Here is a 16,052-nt window from a genome sequence, read left to right on the forward strand (position 1 = left end):
CATGGATGGTGAGCTGTAACGGCAAAAAGCGCCGTTACAGGAGCTACCCAGCACGAGTGCTGAGCTGTAGCGGTAAAAAGCGCCGTTGCAGGAGCTACTCAGCATGGGAGGTGAGCTGTAACGGTAAAAAGCGCCGTTGCAGGAGCTACTCAGCATGGGAGGTGAGCTATAACGGCAAAAAGCGCCGTGTTCAGGAGCTACCCAGCATGGGAGGTGAGCTGTAGCAGCAAAAAGCGCCGTTACAGGAGCTACCCAGCTTGAATGGTGAGTTGTAACGGCAAAAAGCGCCGTTGCAGGAGCTACTCAGCATGGGAGGTGAGCTGTAACGGCAAAAAGCGCCGTTACAGGAGCTACCCAGCACGAGTGCTGAGCTGTAGCGGTAAAAAGCGCCGTTGCAGGAGCTACTCAGCATGGGAGGTAAGCTGTAGCGGTAAAAAGCGCCGTTGCAGGAGCTACTCAGCATGGGAGGTGAGCTGTAACGGTAAAAAGCGCCGTTGCAGTTGCTATCCAGCATGGGAGGTAAGCTATAACGGCAAAAAGCGCCGTGTTCAGGAGCTACCCAGCATGGGAGGTGAGCTGTAGCGGCAAAAAGCGCCGTTGCAGGAGCTACCCAGCACGGGAGGTGAGCTGTAACGGTAAATGTTTAAAGAAAATAAAGTGTTGGACTAAAAGTAAAGTATTAGACTGGCAAACGCCCCATTAAACTTAAGGGGAGGATAGCGCAAAAACTACATGGGTAGAATATCCAAAACACGAGGGTTTACACGATGTGATGGAAGAGGAAATGCGTATTGAATAGATTTCTTTTAGCTGTTCTTCTAACTGTGGCATTCCAGCTCCTATCTCCTATGCAGTCATTTGCCACCTATAGCCGTCGCTCTCCTCTTGAAGACTCACAAGAGCTGAGATTTCAGGACATGCTTATGCATTTTCTAAATCCTTATATCAACGAAGCTGTTCGAGATTATTATCAACGTCTCTTACTGGAACCGCCGTTGGTTTATCCTTATTACGTTGATGTGGTGGAGTCAAGGAGGGTAAATGGGTTTCGTGGATTCATCTTATCAATAACGCTTGATGTGACACCCGTTGTAGGGCCACATATTTATGTCGGAGAAGACAGGTTAACGTTTGAGGTTTCATCGGGACCTGAGGTTAAATTAATTAATTACACCCACTTGAAGACGTATGACCTTCCTCTGAATTGGCAGCACATTGTAAAAGAACGCTAGATTTCAACAGTTAAGTTAAGGTTTCAGTTAAATGAGAAACTTTAGCTTAACAGGACATACGGCAACCGGCCTATCGATCGGTTGTCTTTATTCGTTAAAGTAACAGGGAGGATATTTCAGCCATTTCACCGTAAAACTTTGGTATGGTGATTTCACGAGGTTTGCAAAATAAAAGTTTATATGAAATCAACGCATTATCGGATAATTAACCTAATTATTAATTTAGAGGGGACTTTAGATTGAATCCAATACTGATAGATTTTCCAAACCAATTTACAACGGAAAGGTTATTGATTAGAACACCTTTACCCGGTGATGGCAAGGTAGTGTATGAGAGTATAAACTCATCGATCAATGAGCTCAAGGAGTGGCTTTCGCTTTTTGCACAGAACGAACATTCTGAGCAGTCAATCGAAGTAATTTTACGAGAAGAACATGTAAAGTTTATGAAGAGAGAATATCTTAGATTTCTGATATTTGATAAAGAAACTGAACAATTCATTGGTTTAGCTGGATTATATAAGCCAGATTGGGAGATACGCAAATTTGAAATCGGATACTGGATTGATACACGAATGAGCGGAAATGGGTATATGACTGAAGCAGTTCAAGGAATAACCAATTTCGCTTTTACAGAGTTGAAGGCTAGAAGAGTAGAAATTCGTTGTGATACTTTAAATGATAAGAGTAAGGCGATTCCAGAACGCTTAGGCTTTCAGTTAGAAGGCACATTAAGATGTAATGATTTATCAGCAGATAAGAGTCAGATAAGGGACACCCATATATACGCTCTAGTTAAATAATTTCTAAACTTCATAGTAGAGCGACCTCCTGATGGGCTTTTTGAGGCAATGACCTCGTGCGTAACCTCCTATTACTGGAGGCGCTCGTTTTTGTTCAAACTCCAAATTATTCGTTTTACAGGAATTTTTAACGGAGAAACGTTAGCTCAATAAAATAGCGACAGTCTAGGACTTTCATTACTCGTCCTTGGCTGTCGCTGTTTCATTTTTTAGGCTCAGTCTAAAACTTATTTTAAGGAGTCAAACGGTATGGCAATTGGATTGGCTCGTGGAATAAAGTCATCCAGTCTAATACTATTTTGTTCTGCAGGAGCTAACCAGCTGGAACTGGGAGCTGCAGCGGTCAAAACACCGTTGCAGCACTACAAGCTTTATACTCCGCCGCGCTTCAGCAGCTCCAGACGGTACACATATTCGAAAATAAACTCGAATGCTTCCAGATGCCGCTTCGCTTCGAACGCGTTGGCGCCCCACGCGTAAATGCCGTGCTTGCGAAGAAGAATGCCCGGAATTTCGCTTACGATTCGCTCCGTAATCTCCGGGACGATCGATGGGATATGGGCGAAGTTCGACACGATCGGGATGTCGATGTGCTTCTCTTCCTCCCAAAGATTGAACCCTTTGATGAGCTCCACGCCGTCTACGGGAACGGACTTGCGGTCCCAGAAGTACTCAGAGATGACGTTATTGAACACGGTATGAACATGGAAAATAGCGCCTGCGCCGGTAAGCCGGTAAATTTCGCAATGGATCAAGGTTTCGGCGGACGGCTTCAGCGACGTCGCTTCGCAGGCTTTGCCGTTTTGATCAACGAACAGGTAGTCCTCCGGCGTATGTACCGTTTTGTCTTTGCCGCTCGCCGTAATGGCGAATTGGAACGATTCAGGCGTGTAATCGCCGACGCGTACGGACAGATTGCCGCTTGTGCCGGGGAACCAGCCTCTCGACGCGAACAGCTCCTTCACGTCCCGCAGCTCGCTAAGCGCGCGCTGCTTTTCCTCGGTGCGGATTTGGTCAAAAGTCATTAGTCAGCCTGCCTTTCTTCAGTCATCGCCGCGATAATGTCATGGAATGTAGTAAACTCGGTATGCGCCAGACCGAGCTCTTGGCATTTTGTCGTCAAATGCGAACGCGAATAGACGACATCGGCCAGTTTGGCGCCTTCAAAGTCCGTTACGCTGTCGCCGATAATGATGCGCTCGTATTGCTCCGCGGGAAACCTCCGCATAATTGTTGTTTTGCACATGCCGCAATGGTTATCGCAATGCTCGTCGCAAGGATGCGGCCATAAAATTTCGATCCGATCTCCCGAAAAGTCGCTGCCGTTGCAAAAAATATGATCGCGGGGAATATCGAATTTCTCCAGCACAGGATAGACGAAGAAGTCGATGCCGCCGCTTGTGACATAAAACGCAATATCATTCGCCTTGCAGTAGGCCAGGAATTCGGCGAAGCCTTCCCGTATGCGCACATTCGAAATCCCATAGGAAATCACTTCGTCTTTGAGACTGGAAGGCAGAAGGCGGAACATGGCGCCAACGCCCTCCTGAATCGAAAGCTCCGTCGCGATCGTCCGCTCCGCGATTTCCTCCCAGCCATCCGGGTTAAAATGTTTGATGATCGCGATAATATTGTCATTCACCGTTATCGTTCCGTCGAAATCGCAAAACACGATGCGTTTTTTCTTGGTTGCCGTTGATTTCGTCATGCTTCTTTTACTCCCCATGCTTGAATTGCGGCTTGCAGCGCCTCGTTGCCCGGTGCTTCCGCGGCTTCCTTCAGAGGCGTTCCGTTAAGAGCGGCGCCGATCGCTTGGCGGAACGCATGTCCGCCTGCAGCAGTGCCCATCGGATGCCCGTGGATGCCGCCGCCTGCATTGACGACGACGTCTGTTCCGAAGTCTTTCAAAATGAGCGGAACCAGGCCAGGATGGATGCCCGCAGACGGAACCGGGAAGCTGGTCCGCAGACCGTGAAGCGGCTGAAGCAGCGCGTCTTTGACGGCGAGATTTTCTTCCTTCGGCATGACAACGGAGCCGTATGGGGAAGGGAACAGCACGAGATCTGCGCCGGCTAATCTCATCAGCTTGCCAAGCAGCAGGGAAGCGCCAATGCCGTAATGCGGCGATGGATAGAACGCGCCTGCAAGCGCCGGATGCGCCGCAATCGGCACATGAATGTCCGGATCGCTGCTCAGCTCATGCAGCGCGTCATAGCCATACGCGAGCACGTTAAATAAGATCGCGTTTGCGCCGGCAGCAATCGCCTTACGGGCATTTGCCGCAAGCTGAGAGGTAGGACCCGTCAAATTGACGGCATACAGCAGCTTCTGCCCCGTCTCCTCCTGCGCTTTGCGGGCGGCCTCCATACAGGTCTCCACCCGTTTCTCCAGAGGCGTCAGCGGGTTCTCGAATAAAATTTCGTCATCCTTAATTAAATCGACGCCGCCAAGCGCTTGCTTATAAAACTGCTCGCGCAAATTAGGCAAATCATGACCAACGACCGACTTGAAAATACTCATCAGCAGCGGGCGGTCATGCACGCCGACTAATTCGCGCACTCCTTGCAAGCCGAATTTCGGCCCGGGGTGAGCGGCGGCAAACGATTCCGACACGTCAAGGTCGAGCAGCTTAATCCGGCCGTCCATGGACAGCTTGCCGAATACGGTAACGAGCAGTGCAGGGATATCCCTGCTGAAGTTGATGTCGGGATAAGCGATGCGAATATCGGCGTAACGTTCGCCCGGGCCGCCTTCATGCACATCAACGGACAGCACTTTTCCGAGATGCTTCTCCATTTCGGCCTTTTGCGCCTCAGGCAGCTCCGTCCAGCTTCCGACCGTTAAACCGACCGCGATGGAGAGCGCTTTTTTATGAAAATCGGCCTTATCATCATAAGACCGGTATGTCGCGATACAAACTTGACTCATTCGTTGATGCTCCTTTCAATCGCCGCTCCGATTTCCGCTGCGCGTTCGGAAGAACGGAGCATGCCTTTAATGATAGCTTCCTGCAAGCCGGCTTGCGTCATCGATTCGATAGCGGCTTGCGTCGTCCCGTTCGGCGATGTGACCTTGCGGCGCAGCTCCTCGGGGGATTCGCCCGTTTCTTTCACCATTTGCGCGGCGCCGAGCACGGTTTGAACAACCAGATCCTTCGCTATGTCGGGCGCAAGCCCCAAATCGCCGGCCGCCTTTAGCATGGCCTCCATGAAGAAGTAGACATAGGCAGGTCCGCTGCCCGATACGCCAACGACCGCATTTTGAAGCGATTCGTCGACTACCGCATTAATGCCGATCGATTGGAACATCGCTTCCGTCACCAAACGCTGCTGAGGCGTTACTTGCTCGGAATAACTAATGCCCGTCGCGCCCAGTCCGATCGTGCTTGACGTATTCGGCATCGTCCGCACAATCGGCTGAACGGGGCCGATCAGCTGCTGCAAGGAAGCAATCGACAATCCTGCGATCACGGAAACGATCAGCTGGTTCGGGGAGAGCAGGGGGGCGATCGCAGAGACCGCCTCCGCCGCGTCCTTTGGCTTCATCGCGAGGAAAATAATATCCGCTTCGCGAAGATAACGTTCGTTGCTTGACCCTTGCAATACCGTCTGGACGCCGTAGCGCTCATGCAATTCATGTAAGCGGTCCGCATTGCTGCGGTTTAGCATGGATATTTTGCCCGGCGCGATCAGCTTTTCATGGATTAATCCGCGAGCGATCGCCTCGGCCATCGAGCCGGCCCCGTAGAAGCAAATTTGCATCGACGCGATGCCGGTTTCTGTCAGCATTGACATTTCTCTTCCTCCTCATAGGTGCTGCGCGAGCATATCGATTAGCCTCTAATTTGCCCGCTGCCGTAAATCCGGTATTTGGTCGACGTCAAGGCAGGGAGACCCATAGGTCCGCGCGCGTGAAGCTTCTGCGTGCTGATGCCGATCTCTGCGCCAAACCCGAATTCGAAGCCGTCCGTAAAGCGCGTCGATACGTTATGGTACACGGCCGCCGCGTCAACATCCTGCAAGAAGCGTTCGGCGTTCGCGCCGGATTCCGTCACGATGCATTCGGAATGCTTCGTGCCGAATCTGCGAATATGCGCCAGCGCTTCGTCAATGCCGCCAACCACTTTAATATTTAAAATATAGTCATTATATTCGGTGCTGTAATCCTCATCCGACGCAGGCTTAATGCCGTCAAGCAGCGCTTGCGTTTCCGCGCAGCCGCGCAGCTCGACATTCGCTTGCCGCATAGGCGCGACGAGCTCGGCGAGCGACCGCTCGGCCACAGTCCGATGAACGAGCAGCGTCTCTATCGAATTGCAGACGGAAGGGCGCTGCACTTTCGCGTTATACGCAATCGATGCGGCCATTTTCAGATCGGCGCTTTCGTCTACAAACACATGGCAGATCCCTGCGCCTGTCTCGATAACGGGCACGGTCGCGTTTTCAACGACATTGCGGATCAACGCCGCGCCGCCGCGCGGAATGACGACGTCCAGCAGACCGTTCAGCTTCAGCATCTCGTTCACGGATGCGCGGTCGCTGTCTTCGATCAGCTGCAGCGCTTCGATCGGCAGCCCTTTTTCGGAGAGCGCTTCTCGAAGCACCTCGACGATTTTCCGGTTGGAGGAGAGAGCCGCCGAGCCGCCGCGCAGAACGACGCAGTTGCCGGTTTTGAGGCAGAGGCCCGCCGCGTCAACTGTAACGTTCGGACGCGCTTCATAGATCATGCCGATGACGCCGAGCGGCACCCGTATTTTTTCGATCTTCATCCCGTTCGGACGCTCGAAAGCTTCCAGAAGCTCGCCGACTGGATCCGGCAGCTCCACGATTTGCCGCAACCCTTCGGCAATGCCTTCGATTCGCTCTTCATTCAGCGCAAGCCGGTCGAGCAGGGACGTGCTTGTGCCGTTCTCGCGGCCGCGCGTCAAATCCTCGGCGTTAGCGGCAATAATTTCAGCTTGACGAGTAATCAGCGCAGCGGCCATCGCCTTCAGCGCCTCATTTTTTTGCTCGGTTGTCATACGGTTCATCGCGGACGCCGCTTCCTGCGCGAGCGCCGCCTTTTGTCTTACTTCGCTTATCATTCCAGTTCGCCTCCCGGTTCATGAAATTTCCTGCTATTTGAGCGTTACCCATTCATCGCGGTGAATGACTTCGATGCGGGGGACCTCGATTCTTCGCGCCACTTCATCCGTTCCGAGCCCGGCGGCCGCCTGCAGCTGCCACGCGGCGTAATTGACGACGCCGCGTCCAAGCACCTCGTTCTGCCGGTTCAGCACTTCAACCACGTCGCCGGGGTGGAAGTCGCCTTCGCAGCTTGTCACGCCAGCGGGGAGAAGGCTCTTGCCTCCGATTAATAGCGCCGTGACGGCGCCGTCGTCGACCATGATCTTGCCCTGGGGCGCGGCGTGAAAGCCAAGCCACTGCTTTTTCATGGACAGGCTGTGGAGCTTCGTATCAAAATAGGTGCCTTTGCCGCTGCCTTCAACGGCTCTAGTCAAATCGCCTTCCGATTGCACTTTGCCGATGAAGGCGCCGACGCCGCCGCGCATCGCGACGCGGGCGGCTTCGATTTTGGAACGCATGCCGCCTGTGCCGACGGATGATCCGGCGCCGCCCGCCAGCTTCAAAATATCCTCCGATATTTGCTCGACGCGCTCGATTTTTACCGCCTGCGGATTTTTACGGGGATCTTCCGTATAGAGACCGTCCATATCCGTGATTATAACGAGCTTGGACGCTTTCGTCATCGCCGCGACAAGGGCCGATAAATTGTCGTTGTCGCCGAATTTAAGCACGAGCTCATCCGTCGCGACGGTGTCGTTCTCGTTGATGATTGGAATAATCCGCTGCTTCAGAAGCTCCTCAATCGTCATCAGCGCATTTTGGATGCGGCGCCGATTGGAGAAGTCGGCCCGAGTCAGCAAAATTTGCGCTGCGACGATGCCGTATTCGGAGAATGCCTCCTGGTAAGCCTGCATCAGCAGCGCCTGACCGACGGCCGCCGCGGCTTGCTTCTCGTGAACGGCCTTCGGTCTCGATGCATAGCCGATTCGGCGAAAGCCTGCGGCTACCGCGCCGGAGGTTACAAGCATAACGGAGTCGCCAAGCCGATGTCTGGAGGCAAGCTCCGACGCAAAAAAATGAATGCTGTCCCGGCTCAGACCGCCTTCCTCGGAGGTTAGCGAGCTGCTGCCGATTTTGACTACGATACGTTCTGTCATGTTAATCCCATCCTATCCGACTTCGTGACAACAAAAAAGACCTTCATCCTCTAAAGGACGAAAGTCTTTGCTTCCGCGGTACCACCTTCGTTGACAATCCTGCTGCAAGCAGCAGAGATCATCCGTCTTAAGCCTCGTAACAGGAGGCGCTGTCCGGTTTTCGCCGGCCGTTCGGAGGTAGGTTCAGCGGGAAGCCTACGGTAAATTCTCGCAGCCGGTGGAATTTACTCTCTGGGCAAGGCCTGATCCGCTTACTGGTCCCGTCATCACGTTTCAAATATCAACTAAAATAAGGATAACATGATCCGGGAACGCTGTAAAGAAAGGCAGCACACTACTCTAACGGCTGTTCGCGAACAAATTCAGCTTGCCGATCCGCTCGATCGCCTCGACCAGGCGGGCTTCATCGGACAGCAGTCCGAGGCGCACATAGCCTTCGCCATGCTCGCCGAAACCGACGCCCGGCGCTACGACGACGTCGGCTTCAAGCAGCACCTTATCGGCGAACGATTCGGAGGTATACCCTTCAGGAACCGGCAGCCAGCAGAAGAAGGAGCCGCCGGGACGTTCCGCCTTCCAGCCGATTCGATCCAATGCCCCGTAGAGCGCTTCGCGGCGCTTCTCGTAACGGGCGGCCAACTCGGCGACGCAGTCCTGCGGACCGGTGAGCGCAAGCGCCGCCGCTTCCTGAATGCCGCCGAACAGGCTGCAGTAATAGTGATCTTGGATCAAATTGATCATCGAGACGACATCCGCGTTGCCAAGCGCGAAGCCGACGCGCCAGCCGGCCATGTTATACGTTTTGGACAGCGTGTAGAACTCGACGCCGACTTCCTTCGCGCCAGGCGTCTGCAGGAAGCTGACCGGCTTGACGCCGTCGAAGCCAATCGCGCCGTATGCGAAGTCGCTAGCGATCACGATATCATTCGCCTCCGCGAATTTCACGACGTCCGCGTAAAACGCGGCATCCGCGACGGCGCCCGTCGGATTGTTCGGATAATTCATGAACATCAGCCGGGCTTTCTTGGCGATCTCCGGGTCAATTGCGCTTAAGTCCGGCAAATAGCCGTTGCGCTCAAGCAGCGGCATAAAGGACATTTCCGCTCCTGCCAGCGCCACGCCTGACCAATAGTCCGGATACCCGGGATCTGGAACGAGGCAAATGTCGCCCGGATTGAGCAGGCATTGGCTGATTTCCACCAGACCGGTTTTGCCGCCGAACAAGATGGCGACTTCCGTCTGCGGATCCAGCTCGACGCCGTAATCCTCCTTGTACCGCTTGGCAACCGCTTCTTTCAAGAAAGCATATCCGCTGAACGGCGGGTATTTATGATACAACGGATTGGCGGCCGCCTCTTGCAGCTTCGATACGATATGGGGAGGAGTAGGCTGATCCGGATTGCCCTGGCCCAAATTAATGATATCCTTGCCTTTGGCGATCTGCGCGTTCGCTTTGGCCACCAGCTTCGCAAAAAACTGCGTCGGCAGCCCTTCCAGACGCGCCGCAGGCTGGATACGTTTTTGCTTTGTACTTGCTTCCATGTAGAATCACACCTTGCTATCGCTATTTGTCTTACGCGTACCTTTAGACATTAGCATTAATGTAGCATGAATGAACATGGAATTGAAGCAATTCCTGAGACGACGGCATTAGCCGACGCTGGCGGGAAGGCCGACTTTCTTAATAAATGGAGCGATGTCGGCTTTGAACAGGAACAAGAACGGTCTGCGCTCGGCGTCGAATGCAAGAAGCACGGGCGGCTGCTCTTTACAATAAAACAGGAACAAATCGCTTGTCGTGACGGAAATATGGCCGGCTTTGACGGTTGCGGGCTTTGCGAGGGGAACGCGGTAAACGTAGCTGCAGGCTTGATCCGGCGACAGCTGGGGAGCAAGTCCGGTTATCGATTTTGTCCATGAGGCAGCCATTTTTTGAAAGGCTGCGTCGTTCGGTATCGTTTTGACCACTTTACCGGCCTCTACGTCAAAAACTTGCACAGGTCTTAACGGCTGCTCCGAGCTGCTTGCCGCATGAACGGGCGTATGGAATAGTCCGGCGGCTAGAAAGGCTGACATGAACACGAGCAACAATCGGGCGATACGTTTTGTCATCATGATAGAAAAACTCCTTTTCCGGTAGTCCCTGTTAGCGGGCTTTGTTGTTAAGTTACCCATCTTGACAGTGAACCATGAGAAGGTATCATTAGGGAAATAAACCGAAGTTGGGAGGCTACGCCGTTATGAAGAAGAAATTGCGACTGGCTCTGCTGCAAATGCCGATCGATGCGGGGCATCCGGCTCATAATAAAGCGAAATTGGAAGCGATGCTGCAAGAGGCGGTTGGCGGCGGCCAGAAGCCGGATGTGATCTTGTTTCCGGAATTGTGGAATACCGGCTACGCGCTGGACGAAATCGACAAGCTGGCGGACCGGAACGGGGAAGAGACGATCGCCTTTTTGTCGGCATTCAGCCGTAAGCATGGCGTTAACGTCATAGGGGGCTCCATCGCGGAGCGCAAGGAAGACGGCGTGTATAACACGATTTACGCGTTCGACCGGGAGGGCAACCGCATCGGCGATTATTCCAAGATTCATCTATTCCGATTGATGGATGAGGAGAAATATTTGAAGGCGGGGCGTGAGCCAGGACGTCTTCTAATCGAAGGCGAACAGGCCGGCATGATGATTTGTTACGACATCCGGTTCCCGGAATTGACGCGCACGCTTGCGCTTGACGGCGCCAAGCTGCTGTTCGTGCCTGCCGAATGGCCGAATCCGCGGCTGCATCATTGGCGGACGCTTCTTACTGCGAGGGCAATCGAGAATCAAATGTACGTGGTCGCGTGCAATCGAATGGGCGTAAGCGGCGAGACAAGCTTTTTCGGCCATTCTCTCGTGATCGACCCGTGGGGAGAAATTGTAGCGGAAGCGGGAGAGGAAGAGACGATACTTACGGCCGAGATCGACCTTGCGCTGGTGGATGAAGTGCGCTCCCGCATTCCGGTATTTGAAGACCGAAGACCGAATTTATATAAGCTCAACTAACGATTCTATTCCCGGTAAACGTTTATCGTTTCGTTCAGCGTTTCGATGAACGCCTGCGCCGCTTTCGACAAGTAACGCCCTTTGCGGCTCGCAATCACGAGCGTTCGGGTCGGGTTCGATTGCAGCTTCAGATAGACGGGCGTAAATTCGGAGCCGCCGGCCCGGGTAAGCATTTGAGGCACGAATGCGATGCCCATTCCTCCGGCAACGAGCGACTGCACCGTCTCGATGTTGCTGCTCTCGAACACGATTTGCGGCGAAAAGCCGGCGTCCTCGCAGAGCTCGACTGTAATTTGACGGAAGCCTTGGCCGCGCTTGAGCCCGATAAACGGCTCCTCCTTCAGCTCCTCGATCGCGACCGCGTCCTTGCGCGAAGCAAGTGGATGCTGAGGCGGCACGGCAAGGCAGATTTGCTCCTCCAAATAGGGCTGATAAGCGAGCGAGCTGTCGATCAGCGGCAGGGACAGCAGGCTGAGATCCGTTCCGCCGCTGGCTGTCAGCTGCTCCAGCTTTGCGGTTGTTTCTTCAACTAGAATAACCTCGATCTGCGGATATTGCGCCCCGAAGGCCGGCAATACGAGCGGAAGCACGTGCGAGCCTGTGATCGGGAGCGTGCCGACGACGAGGCGGCCTCTCCGCATTTGCGCCATATCGTCCATCTCCTGCTTAAGCTGCTCCACCGCGTCCAGAATCGATTGGGATTTCTCCACAAACACTTGTCCCGCCTGCGTAAGCTCCACGGAATTGGTTGTTCGCCGGAACAGCAGGACCCCTAGCTCTTGCTCCAGCTTCGAAAGCTGCTGGCTGAGGGACGGCTGCGCGATATGCAATTTATCCGCGGCTCTGGAGAAATTTTTTTCATTGGCGATCTGGATGACATAATTAAGCTGTCTCAATTCCATAAAAATGAGCGACTCCTTCCAATATCTAATGTATGGTTGGCGTATGCCTGGTGCGTTATAGTTGTTATCTATAGTCCTTATAGATATTATATCTTAGATCAATGAAGAAAGACATGGTATGATAGGGTCAATTAATTTAGAAGTTTATTAACGGCTAGCAATCATGAACTTATGGGGTGATCATAATGGCGAAAAAGACTATGTTCGAAAAAATTTGGGAAAATCACGTCATTCATCAAGAGGAAGGCAAACCTAGCGTTATTTATATCGATTTGCACCTCGTGCACGAAGTAACGTCACCGCAAGCATTTGAAGGTCTGCGGTTGTCTGGACGCAAAGTGCGCCGTCCGGATCTGACGTTTGCGACGATGGACCACAACGTGCCGACGAAGGACCGTTTCAATATTACGGATCCGATCTCCAAGCAGCAGATCGACACGCTGACGCAGAACTGTAAAGACTTCGGCGTCACGCTTTACGATCTGGACAGCCTGGATCAAGGCGTTGTACACGTCATGGGCCCAGAGCTTGGACTCACGCATCCCGGCAAAACGATCGTTTGCGGCGACAGCCACACGTCCACGCACGGCGCTTTCGGCGCGCTGGCCTTCGGTATCGGCACAAGCGAAGTCGAGCATGTGCTAGCGACGCAATGCTTGCAGCAATCCAAAGCAAAAACGATGGAAGTGCGCTTCAACGGCAAACGCAAGCCGGGCGTTACGGCGAAGGACATGATTCTTGGCGTTATCGCCAAGTACGGTACGGATTTCGCGACAGGCTACGTTATCGAGTATACAGGCGAGGCGATTAAGAGCCTTTCGATGGAAGAGCGCATGACCGTCTGCAACATGTCGATCGAAGCGGGCGCGCGCGCAGGTCTGATCGCCCCGGACGAAACGACGTTCAATTATTTGCGCGGCCGCCAGTACGCGCCGGCTAACTTCGAAGAAGCGGTAGCGGCATGGTCGCAGCTGACGACGGATGAAGGCGCAGCGTACGATACGGTCGTTGAATTCGACGTAGACTCCCTCATTCCGCAAGTGACTTGGGGCACAAGCCCGGGCATGGGTACGGATATTACGTCCAAGGTGCCTAATCCTGCCGATCTTCCGACCGAGAACGAACGCAAAGCGGCTGAGAAGGCGCTTGAGTACATGGATCTGAAGCCGGGCACGCCAATGACGGATATCGAAATCGATTATGTGTTCATCGGTTCCTGCACGAACGGACGGATCGAGGACCTGCGCGCAGCGGCCGAAATCGCAAAAGGCTACAAGGTCAGCGACAAAGTAACGGCAATCGTCGTTCCCGGCTCGGGACGCGTAAAGATTCAAGCGGAGAAGGAAGGCCTCGATAAAATCTTCATCGAAGCGGGCTTCGAATGGCGCGACGCTGGCTGCTCCATGTGTCTGGCGATGAACCCGGACGTGCTGAAGCCGGGCGAGCGCTGCGCATCGACGTCGAACCGGAACTTCGAAGGACGCCAAGGCCGCGGAGGCAGAACGCATCTCGTGTCGCCGGCTATGGCCGCCGCTGCGGCGATCAAAGGCCGCTTCACCGACGTTCGTGATTGGGAAATTAAGACGGAAGTGCTGAACTAAGCATCTAAAGCGCAGGAGAGGGGAATAACCGAACATGGAACCATTTAAACAACTGACAGGTATTGTAGCCCCGGTAGACCGGGTTAACGTAGATACGGACGCCATTATTCCAAAACAATTTTTGAAGCGCATCGAGCGCAGCGGCTTCGGCCAATTTCTATTCTTCGAATGGCGCTTCCATGAGAATGGAGAAGTCAATGCGGAGTTTGAGCCGAACAAACCGCGTTATCAAGGCGCTTCGGTTCTCATCTCGAGAGCGAATTTCGGCTGCGGCTCCTCCCGCGAGCATGCGCCGTGGGCGATTCTGGACTATGGCTTCAAAGTCATTATCGCGCCGTCGTTCGCGGACATTTTCTATAACAACTGCTTCAAGAACGGCATTCTGCCGATCAAGCTGAGCGAAGAGCAGGTAGAAGACCTGTTCCAGCGCACGGCCAAGCATGACGGCTACAAGCTGACCGTCGATCTTGAGAAGAAGTCGATTTCGGACGAATACGGCTTAAGCTTAAGCTTCGATCTTGACGAGCATCGCCGTCAATTCCTGCTGCTGGGTCTGGACGACATCGGACTTACGCTTCAGCATGAAGACAAAATCGCCGCATATGAGCAAAAGCATGCCGCTCGTCTCGGTTAAATAACTAGCGATTGAAGAGGACACCTCGGCACGAATCGGAGGCGGTCCTCTTTTTTTCTTCTTATTTCGGCAAAAGAAGTTTAAGTTTGCTCCCCGCAACTTTTTCCGACACGATGCGTCTATATTGTTGTCCTGGCTGTCGAATGGACACATTCGATGAGGGCAATTCAGTCATCGAGGTGGGAAATGAAGAAGTCTGTATCCATTATGTTGTTAATGTCCTTGTTGTTCACCATGTTCGCTTCAGTCGGACATGCCGCTGCCCCGCCGCCTCCCAAATTAATGTTGGACGGCAAGCAGCTCGCTTCGGACGTTCCTCCGAAAATCGAGAACGGCTCTACGCTTGTGCCGCTCGCGATTTTGTCGGAAGGGCTCGGCTACGAAGTGGAATGGGAGCAAAGCGCTAAAAAAGTGACCGTCAAAAAGGACAGCACCGTTATCGAGCTTGTAATCGGCGAAGCGATGATAAAAGTAAATGACGTCATAATGGAGACTACGACAAAGCCGAAACTGATTGACTCGAGAACGATGGTGCCGGTCAGGCTCGTCGGGGAGCTGCTAGGTTTAACATTCGAATGGGACGGAACGGAACGAGTCGTGTATATGTACTCCGCTCCTCCGGAATCGACAGAGCCGAGTACCCCGGACGAACAGGCCGACGGATCGGAGAATCCGGATTCCGAGCAATCCTTGCCAGCCGGCTACATCACGGGCATCACCATGAACGAGCAATCTGTCATTACGATTGCGCATACCGATGTCCAGAAGCCGAACGAACCGTTATTGCTGGAATCGCCGAAGCGGCTTGTATTCGACTTCCCGAATACGGCGTTCCTGCCGCCGATGAAAGGCGAAACGGTGGTCCAAGTTTCGGACAACCCGTTATTGACGTATTACAAGTACGCTCAATTCAGCGCTGATCCGCTTGTCGCTAGACTGGTAATCCAAATCGGCGATAATACCGGGTACGTGCTGTCAGAGACAGAGGGCGCTTATCAAATTGCGCTTATGCCTGCAAGTGAAGTGCCTGTTCCTGAGACGCCCGCCGAAACGCCTGAGGAGCCGACTGCTGTATACGACGTTGTAATCGATGCCGGACATGGAGCAAAGGATCCGGGCGCATTCAGCAAATCGTTGAACCGCTGGGAGAAAGAGTTCAATTTAAGCGCTGCGCTGGCGCTGAAAGCCGCTTTGGAGAAGGACAAGCGTATCCGCGTACATATGACGCGTTCGGATGACACGTTCCTGGAGCTCGCAGACCGCATTAAATTCGCTGAGAATGTAAAAGCCGATCTTTTTATATCCATTCATGCCAACAGCTACGACAATACAAGCGTAAGCGGTTCCGAAACCTATTATTATCGCGAGGACAGCAAGCCGTTAGCGGACTTCCTTCACAAATACGTCGTGAAGGGCACCGGCCTAAGGGACCGCAGCGTCCGGAAGGCGGCCTACAAAGTCATTAAGGAAACGACGATGCCGGCGGTTCTCATCGAAGCGGGATACTTGTCCAATTCGGGAGACGCCAAAGCACTGTATGACAAAAGTGTACAAGAAAGATTTGCTGCTGAAGTTGCAAATGGGATTAAAGGCTATTTGAAATTGAAGTAGAA

Annotated in this window: 15 protein-coding genes; 6 read left to right on the forward strand and 9 right to left on the reverse strand. The window is 53.2% G+C overall.

The window, feature by feature from the left end; genetic code table 11:
* Window positions 1-791: 791 nt before the first annotated feature.
* Window positions 792-1,232: a DUF3888 domain-containing protein gene (locus D3P08_RS08820; protein ID WP_240647385.1), complete on the forward strand. Its 441-nt coding sequence runs from the start codon at window positions 792-794 to the stop codon at window positions 1,230-1,232.
* Window positions 1,233-1,471: 239 nt separating this feature from the next.
* Window positions 1,472-2,035 (forward strand): GNAT family N-acetyltransferase, encoded by a 564-nt coding sequence (locus D3P08_RS08825; protein ID WP_119599144.1) that lies wholly within the window; start codon window positions 1,472-1,474, stop codon window positions 2,033-2,035.
* A 371-nt stretch (window positions 2,036-2,406) separates the two neighbouring features.
* Here D3P08_RS08825 and mtnB read toward each other — a convergent pair whose 3' ends face one another.
* The 8 genes from mtnB to D3P08_RS08865 all read right to left on the reverse strand — a co-directional run bounded on the left by mtnB (window position 2,407) and on the right by D3P08_RS08865 (window position 10,373).
* Entirely contained in the window at window positions 2,407-3,060 is a 654-nt protein-coding gene (gene mtnB, locus D3P08_RS08830) for a methylthioribulose 1-phosphate dehydratase (protein WP_119599145.1), read from the reverse strand.
* Window positions 3,060-3,743: a 2-hydroxy-3-keto-5-methylthiopentenyl-1-phosphate phosphatase gene (locus tag D3P08_RS08835; RefSeq protein WP_119599146.1), complete on the reverse strand. Its 684-nt coding sequence runs from the start codon at window positions 3,741-3,743 to the stop codon at window positions 3,060-3,062. Before D3P08_RS08835 ends, mtnB begins: the two co-directional genes overlap by 1 nt.
* Window positions 3,740-4,963, reverse strand: a complete 1,224-nt coding sequence (locus tag D3P08_RS08840) for a 2,3-diketo-5-methylthiopentyl-1-phosphate enolase (RefSeq protein ID WP_119599147.1) — start codon at window positions 4,961-4,963, stop codon at window positions 3,740-3,742. The genes D3P08_RS08835 and D3P08_RS08840 overlap by 4 nt, the downstream gene beginning before the upstream one ends.
* Window positions 4,960-5,829 (reverse strand): pyrroline-5-carboxylate reductase, encoded by an 870-nt coding sequence (gene proC, locus D3P08_RS08845; protein ID WP_206098941.1) that lies wholly within the window; start codon window positions 5,827-5,829, stop codon window positions 4,960-4,962. Before proC ends, D3P08_RS08840 begins: the two co-directional genes overlap by 4 nt.
* Window positions 5,830-5,867: 38 nt before the next feature.
* Complete coding sequence (locus tag D3P08_RS08850) at window positions 5,868-7,118, reverse strand: glutamate-5-semialdehyde dehydrogenase (RefSeq protein WP_206098942.1); 1,251 nt, start codon at window positions 7,116-7,118, stop codon at window positions 5,868-5,870.
* A 33-nt stretch (window positions 7,119-7,151) separates the two neighbouring features.
* Window positions 7,152-8,258 carry a glutamate 5-kinase gene (gene proB, locus D3P08_RS08855; RefSeq protein ID WP_119599148.1) on the reverse strand — a complete coding sequence of 369 codons (1,107 nt, stop codon included), beginning with the start codon at window positions 8,256-8,258 and terminating at the stop codon, window positions 7,152-7,154.
* Between the two features lie 339 nt (window positions 8,259-8,597).
* Complete coding sequence (locus tag D3P08_RS08860; RefSeq protein WP_119599149.1) at window positions 8,598-9,800, reverse strand: pyridoxal phosphate-dependent aminotransferase; 1,203 nt, start codon at window positions 9,798-9,800, stop codon at window positions 8,598-8,600.
* Window positions 9,801-9,908: 108 nt separating this feature from the next.
* Window positions 9,909-10,373, reverse strand: coding sequence for a hypothetical protein (locus D3P08_RS08865; RefSeq protein ID WP_119599150.1), 465 nt, complete (start codon window positions 10,371-10,373; stop codon window positions 9,909-9,911).
* A gap of 125 nt (window positions 10,374-10,498) precedes the next feature.
* On the opposite strand from D3P08_RS08865, the gene D3P08_RS08870 reads away from it, so the two are divergent.
* Window positions 10,499-11,302: a carbon-nitrogen family hydrolase gene (locus D3P08_RS08870; protein ID WP_119599151.1), complete on the forward strand. Its 804-nt coding sequence runs from the start codon at window positions 10,499-10,501 to the stop codon at window positions 11,300-11,302.
* Window positions 11,303-11,307: 5 nt separating this feature from the next.
* On the opposite strand, the gene D3P08_RS08875 is transcribed toward D3P08_RS08870, so the two are convergent.
* The gene (locus D3P08_RS08875) at window positions 11,308-12,204 is read right to left on the reverse strand and encodes a LysR family transcriptional regulator (protein WP_119599152.1); all 897 of its coding nucleotides are present in this window, start codon (window positions 12,202-12,204) and stop codon (window positions 11,308-11,310) included.
* Between the two features lie 185 nt (window positions 12,205-12,389).
* On the opposite strand from D3P08_RS08875, the gene leuC reads away from it, so the two are divergent.
* The 3 genes from leuC to D3P08_RS08890 all read left to right on the forward strand — a co-directional run bounded on the left by leuC (window position 12,390) and on the right by D3P08_RS08890 (window position 16,050).
* Window positions 12,390-13,805 (forward strand): 3-isopropylmalate dehydratase large subunit, encoded by a 1,416-nt coding sequence (leuC, locus tag D3P08_RS08880; protein WP_119599153.1) that lies wholly within the window; start codon window positions 12,390-12,392, stop codon window positions 13,803-13,805.
* A 34-nt stretch (window positions 13,806-13,839) separates the two neighbouring features.
* Window positions 13,840-14,439 carry a 3-isopropylmalate dehydratase small subunit gene (gene leuD / locus D3P08_RS08885; protein ID WP_119599154.1) on the forward strand — a complete coding sequence of 200 codons (600 nt, stop codon included), beginning with the start codon at window positions 13,840-13,842 and terminating at the stop codon, window positions 14,437-14,439.
* Between the two features lie 186 nt (window positions 14,440-14,625).
* Window positions 14,626-16,050: an N-acetylmuramoyl-L-alanine amidase gene (locus D3P08_RS08890; protein ID WP_162848402.1), complete on the forward strand. Its 1,425-nt coding sequence runs from the start codon at window positions 14,626-14,628 to the stop codon at window positions 16,048-16,050.
* The last annotated feature ends 2 nt before the right edge of the window (window positions 16,051-16,052 follow it).

The sequence above is a fragment of the Paenibacillus nanensis genome, assembly GCF_003583765.1.
Classification (GTDB): Bacteria; Bacillota; Bacilli; order Paenibacillales; family Paenibacillaceae; genus Pristimantibacillus; species Pristimantibacillus nanensis.

Excerpts from the sequence above, each read along its gene's own strand:
- mtnB (WP_119599145.1), bottom strand. The coding sequence starts at position 3,060 with ATGACTTTTGACCAAATCCGCACCGAGGAAAAGCAGCGCGCGCTTAGC.
- D3P08_RS08835 (WP_119599146.1), bottom strand. The coding sequence starts at position 3,743 with ATGACGAAATCAACGGCAACCAAGAAAAAACGCATCGTGTTTTGCGAT.
- D3P08_RS08840 (WP_119599147.1), bottom strand. The coding sequence starts at position 4,963 with ATGAGTCAAGTTTGTATCGCGACATACCGGTCTTATGATGATAAGGCC.
- proC (WP_206098941.1), bottom strand. The coding sequence starts at position 5,829 with ATGTCAATGCTGACAGAAACCGGCATCGCGTCGATGCAAATTTGCTTC.
- D3P08_RS08850 (WP_206098942.1), bottom strand. The coding sequence starts at position 7,118 with ATGATAAGCGAAGTAAGACAAAAGGCGGCGCTCGCGCAGGAAGCGGCG.
- proB (WP_119599148.1), bottom strand. The coding sequence starts at position 8,258 with ATGACAGAACGTATCGTAGTCAAAATCGGCAGCAGCTCGCTAACCTCC.
- D3P08_RS08860 (WP_119599149.1), bottom strand. The coding sequence starts at position 9,800 with ATGGAAGCAAGTACAAAGCAAAAACGTATCCAGCCTGCGGCGCGTCTG.
- D3P08_RS08865 (WP_119599150.1), bottom strand. The coding sequence starts at position 10,373 with ATGATGACAAAACGTATCGCCCGATTGTTGCTCGTGTTCATGTCAGCC.
- D3P08_RS08870 (WP_119599151.1), top strand. The coding sequence starts at position 10,499 with ATGAAGAAGAAATTGCGACTGGCTCTGCTGCAAATGCCGATCGATGCG.
- D3P08_RS08875 (WP_119599152.1), bottom strand. The coding sequence starts at position 12,204 with ATGGAATTGAGACAGCTTAATTATGTCATCCAGATCGCCAATGAAAAA.
- leuC (WP_119599153.1), top strand. The coding sequence starts at position 12,390 with ATGGCGAAAAAGACTATGTTCGAAAAAATTTGGGAAAATCACGTCATT.
- leuD (WP_119599154.1), top strand. The coding sequence starts at position 13,840 with ATGGAACCATTTAAACAACTGACAGGTATTGTAGCCCCGGTAGACCGG.
- D3P08_RS08890 (WP_162848402.1), top strand. The coding sequence starts at position 14,626 with ATGAAGAAGTCTGTATCCATTATGTTGTTAATGTCCTTGTTGTTCACC.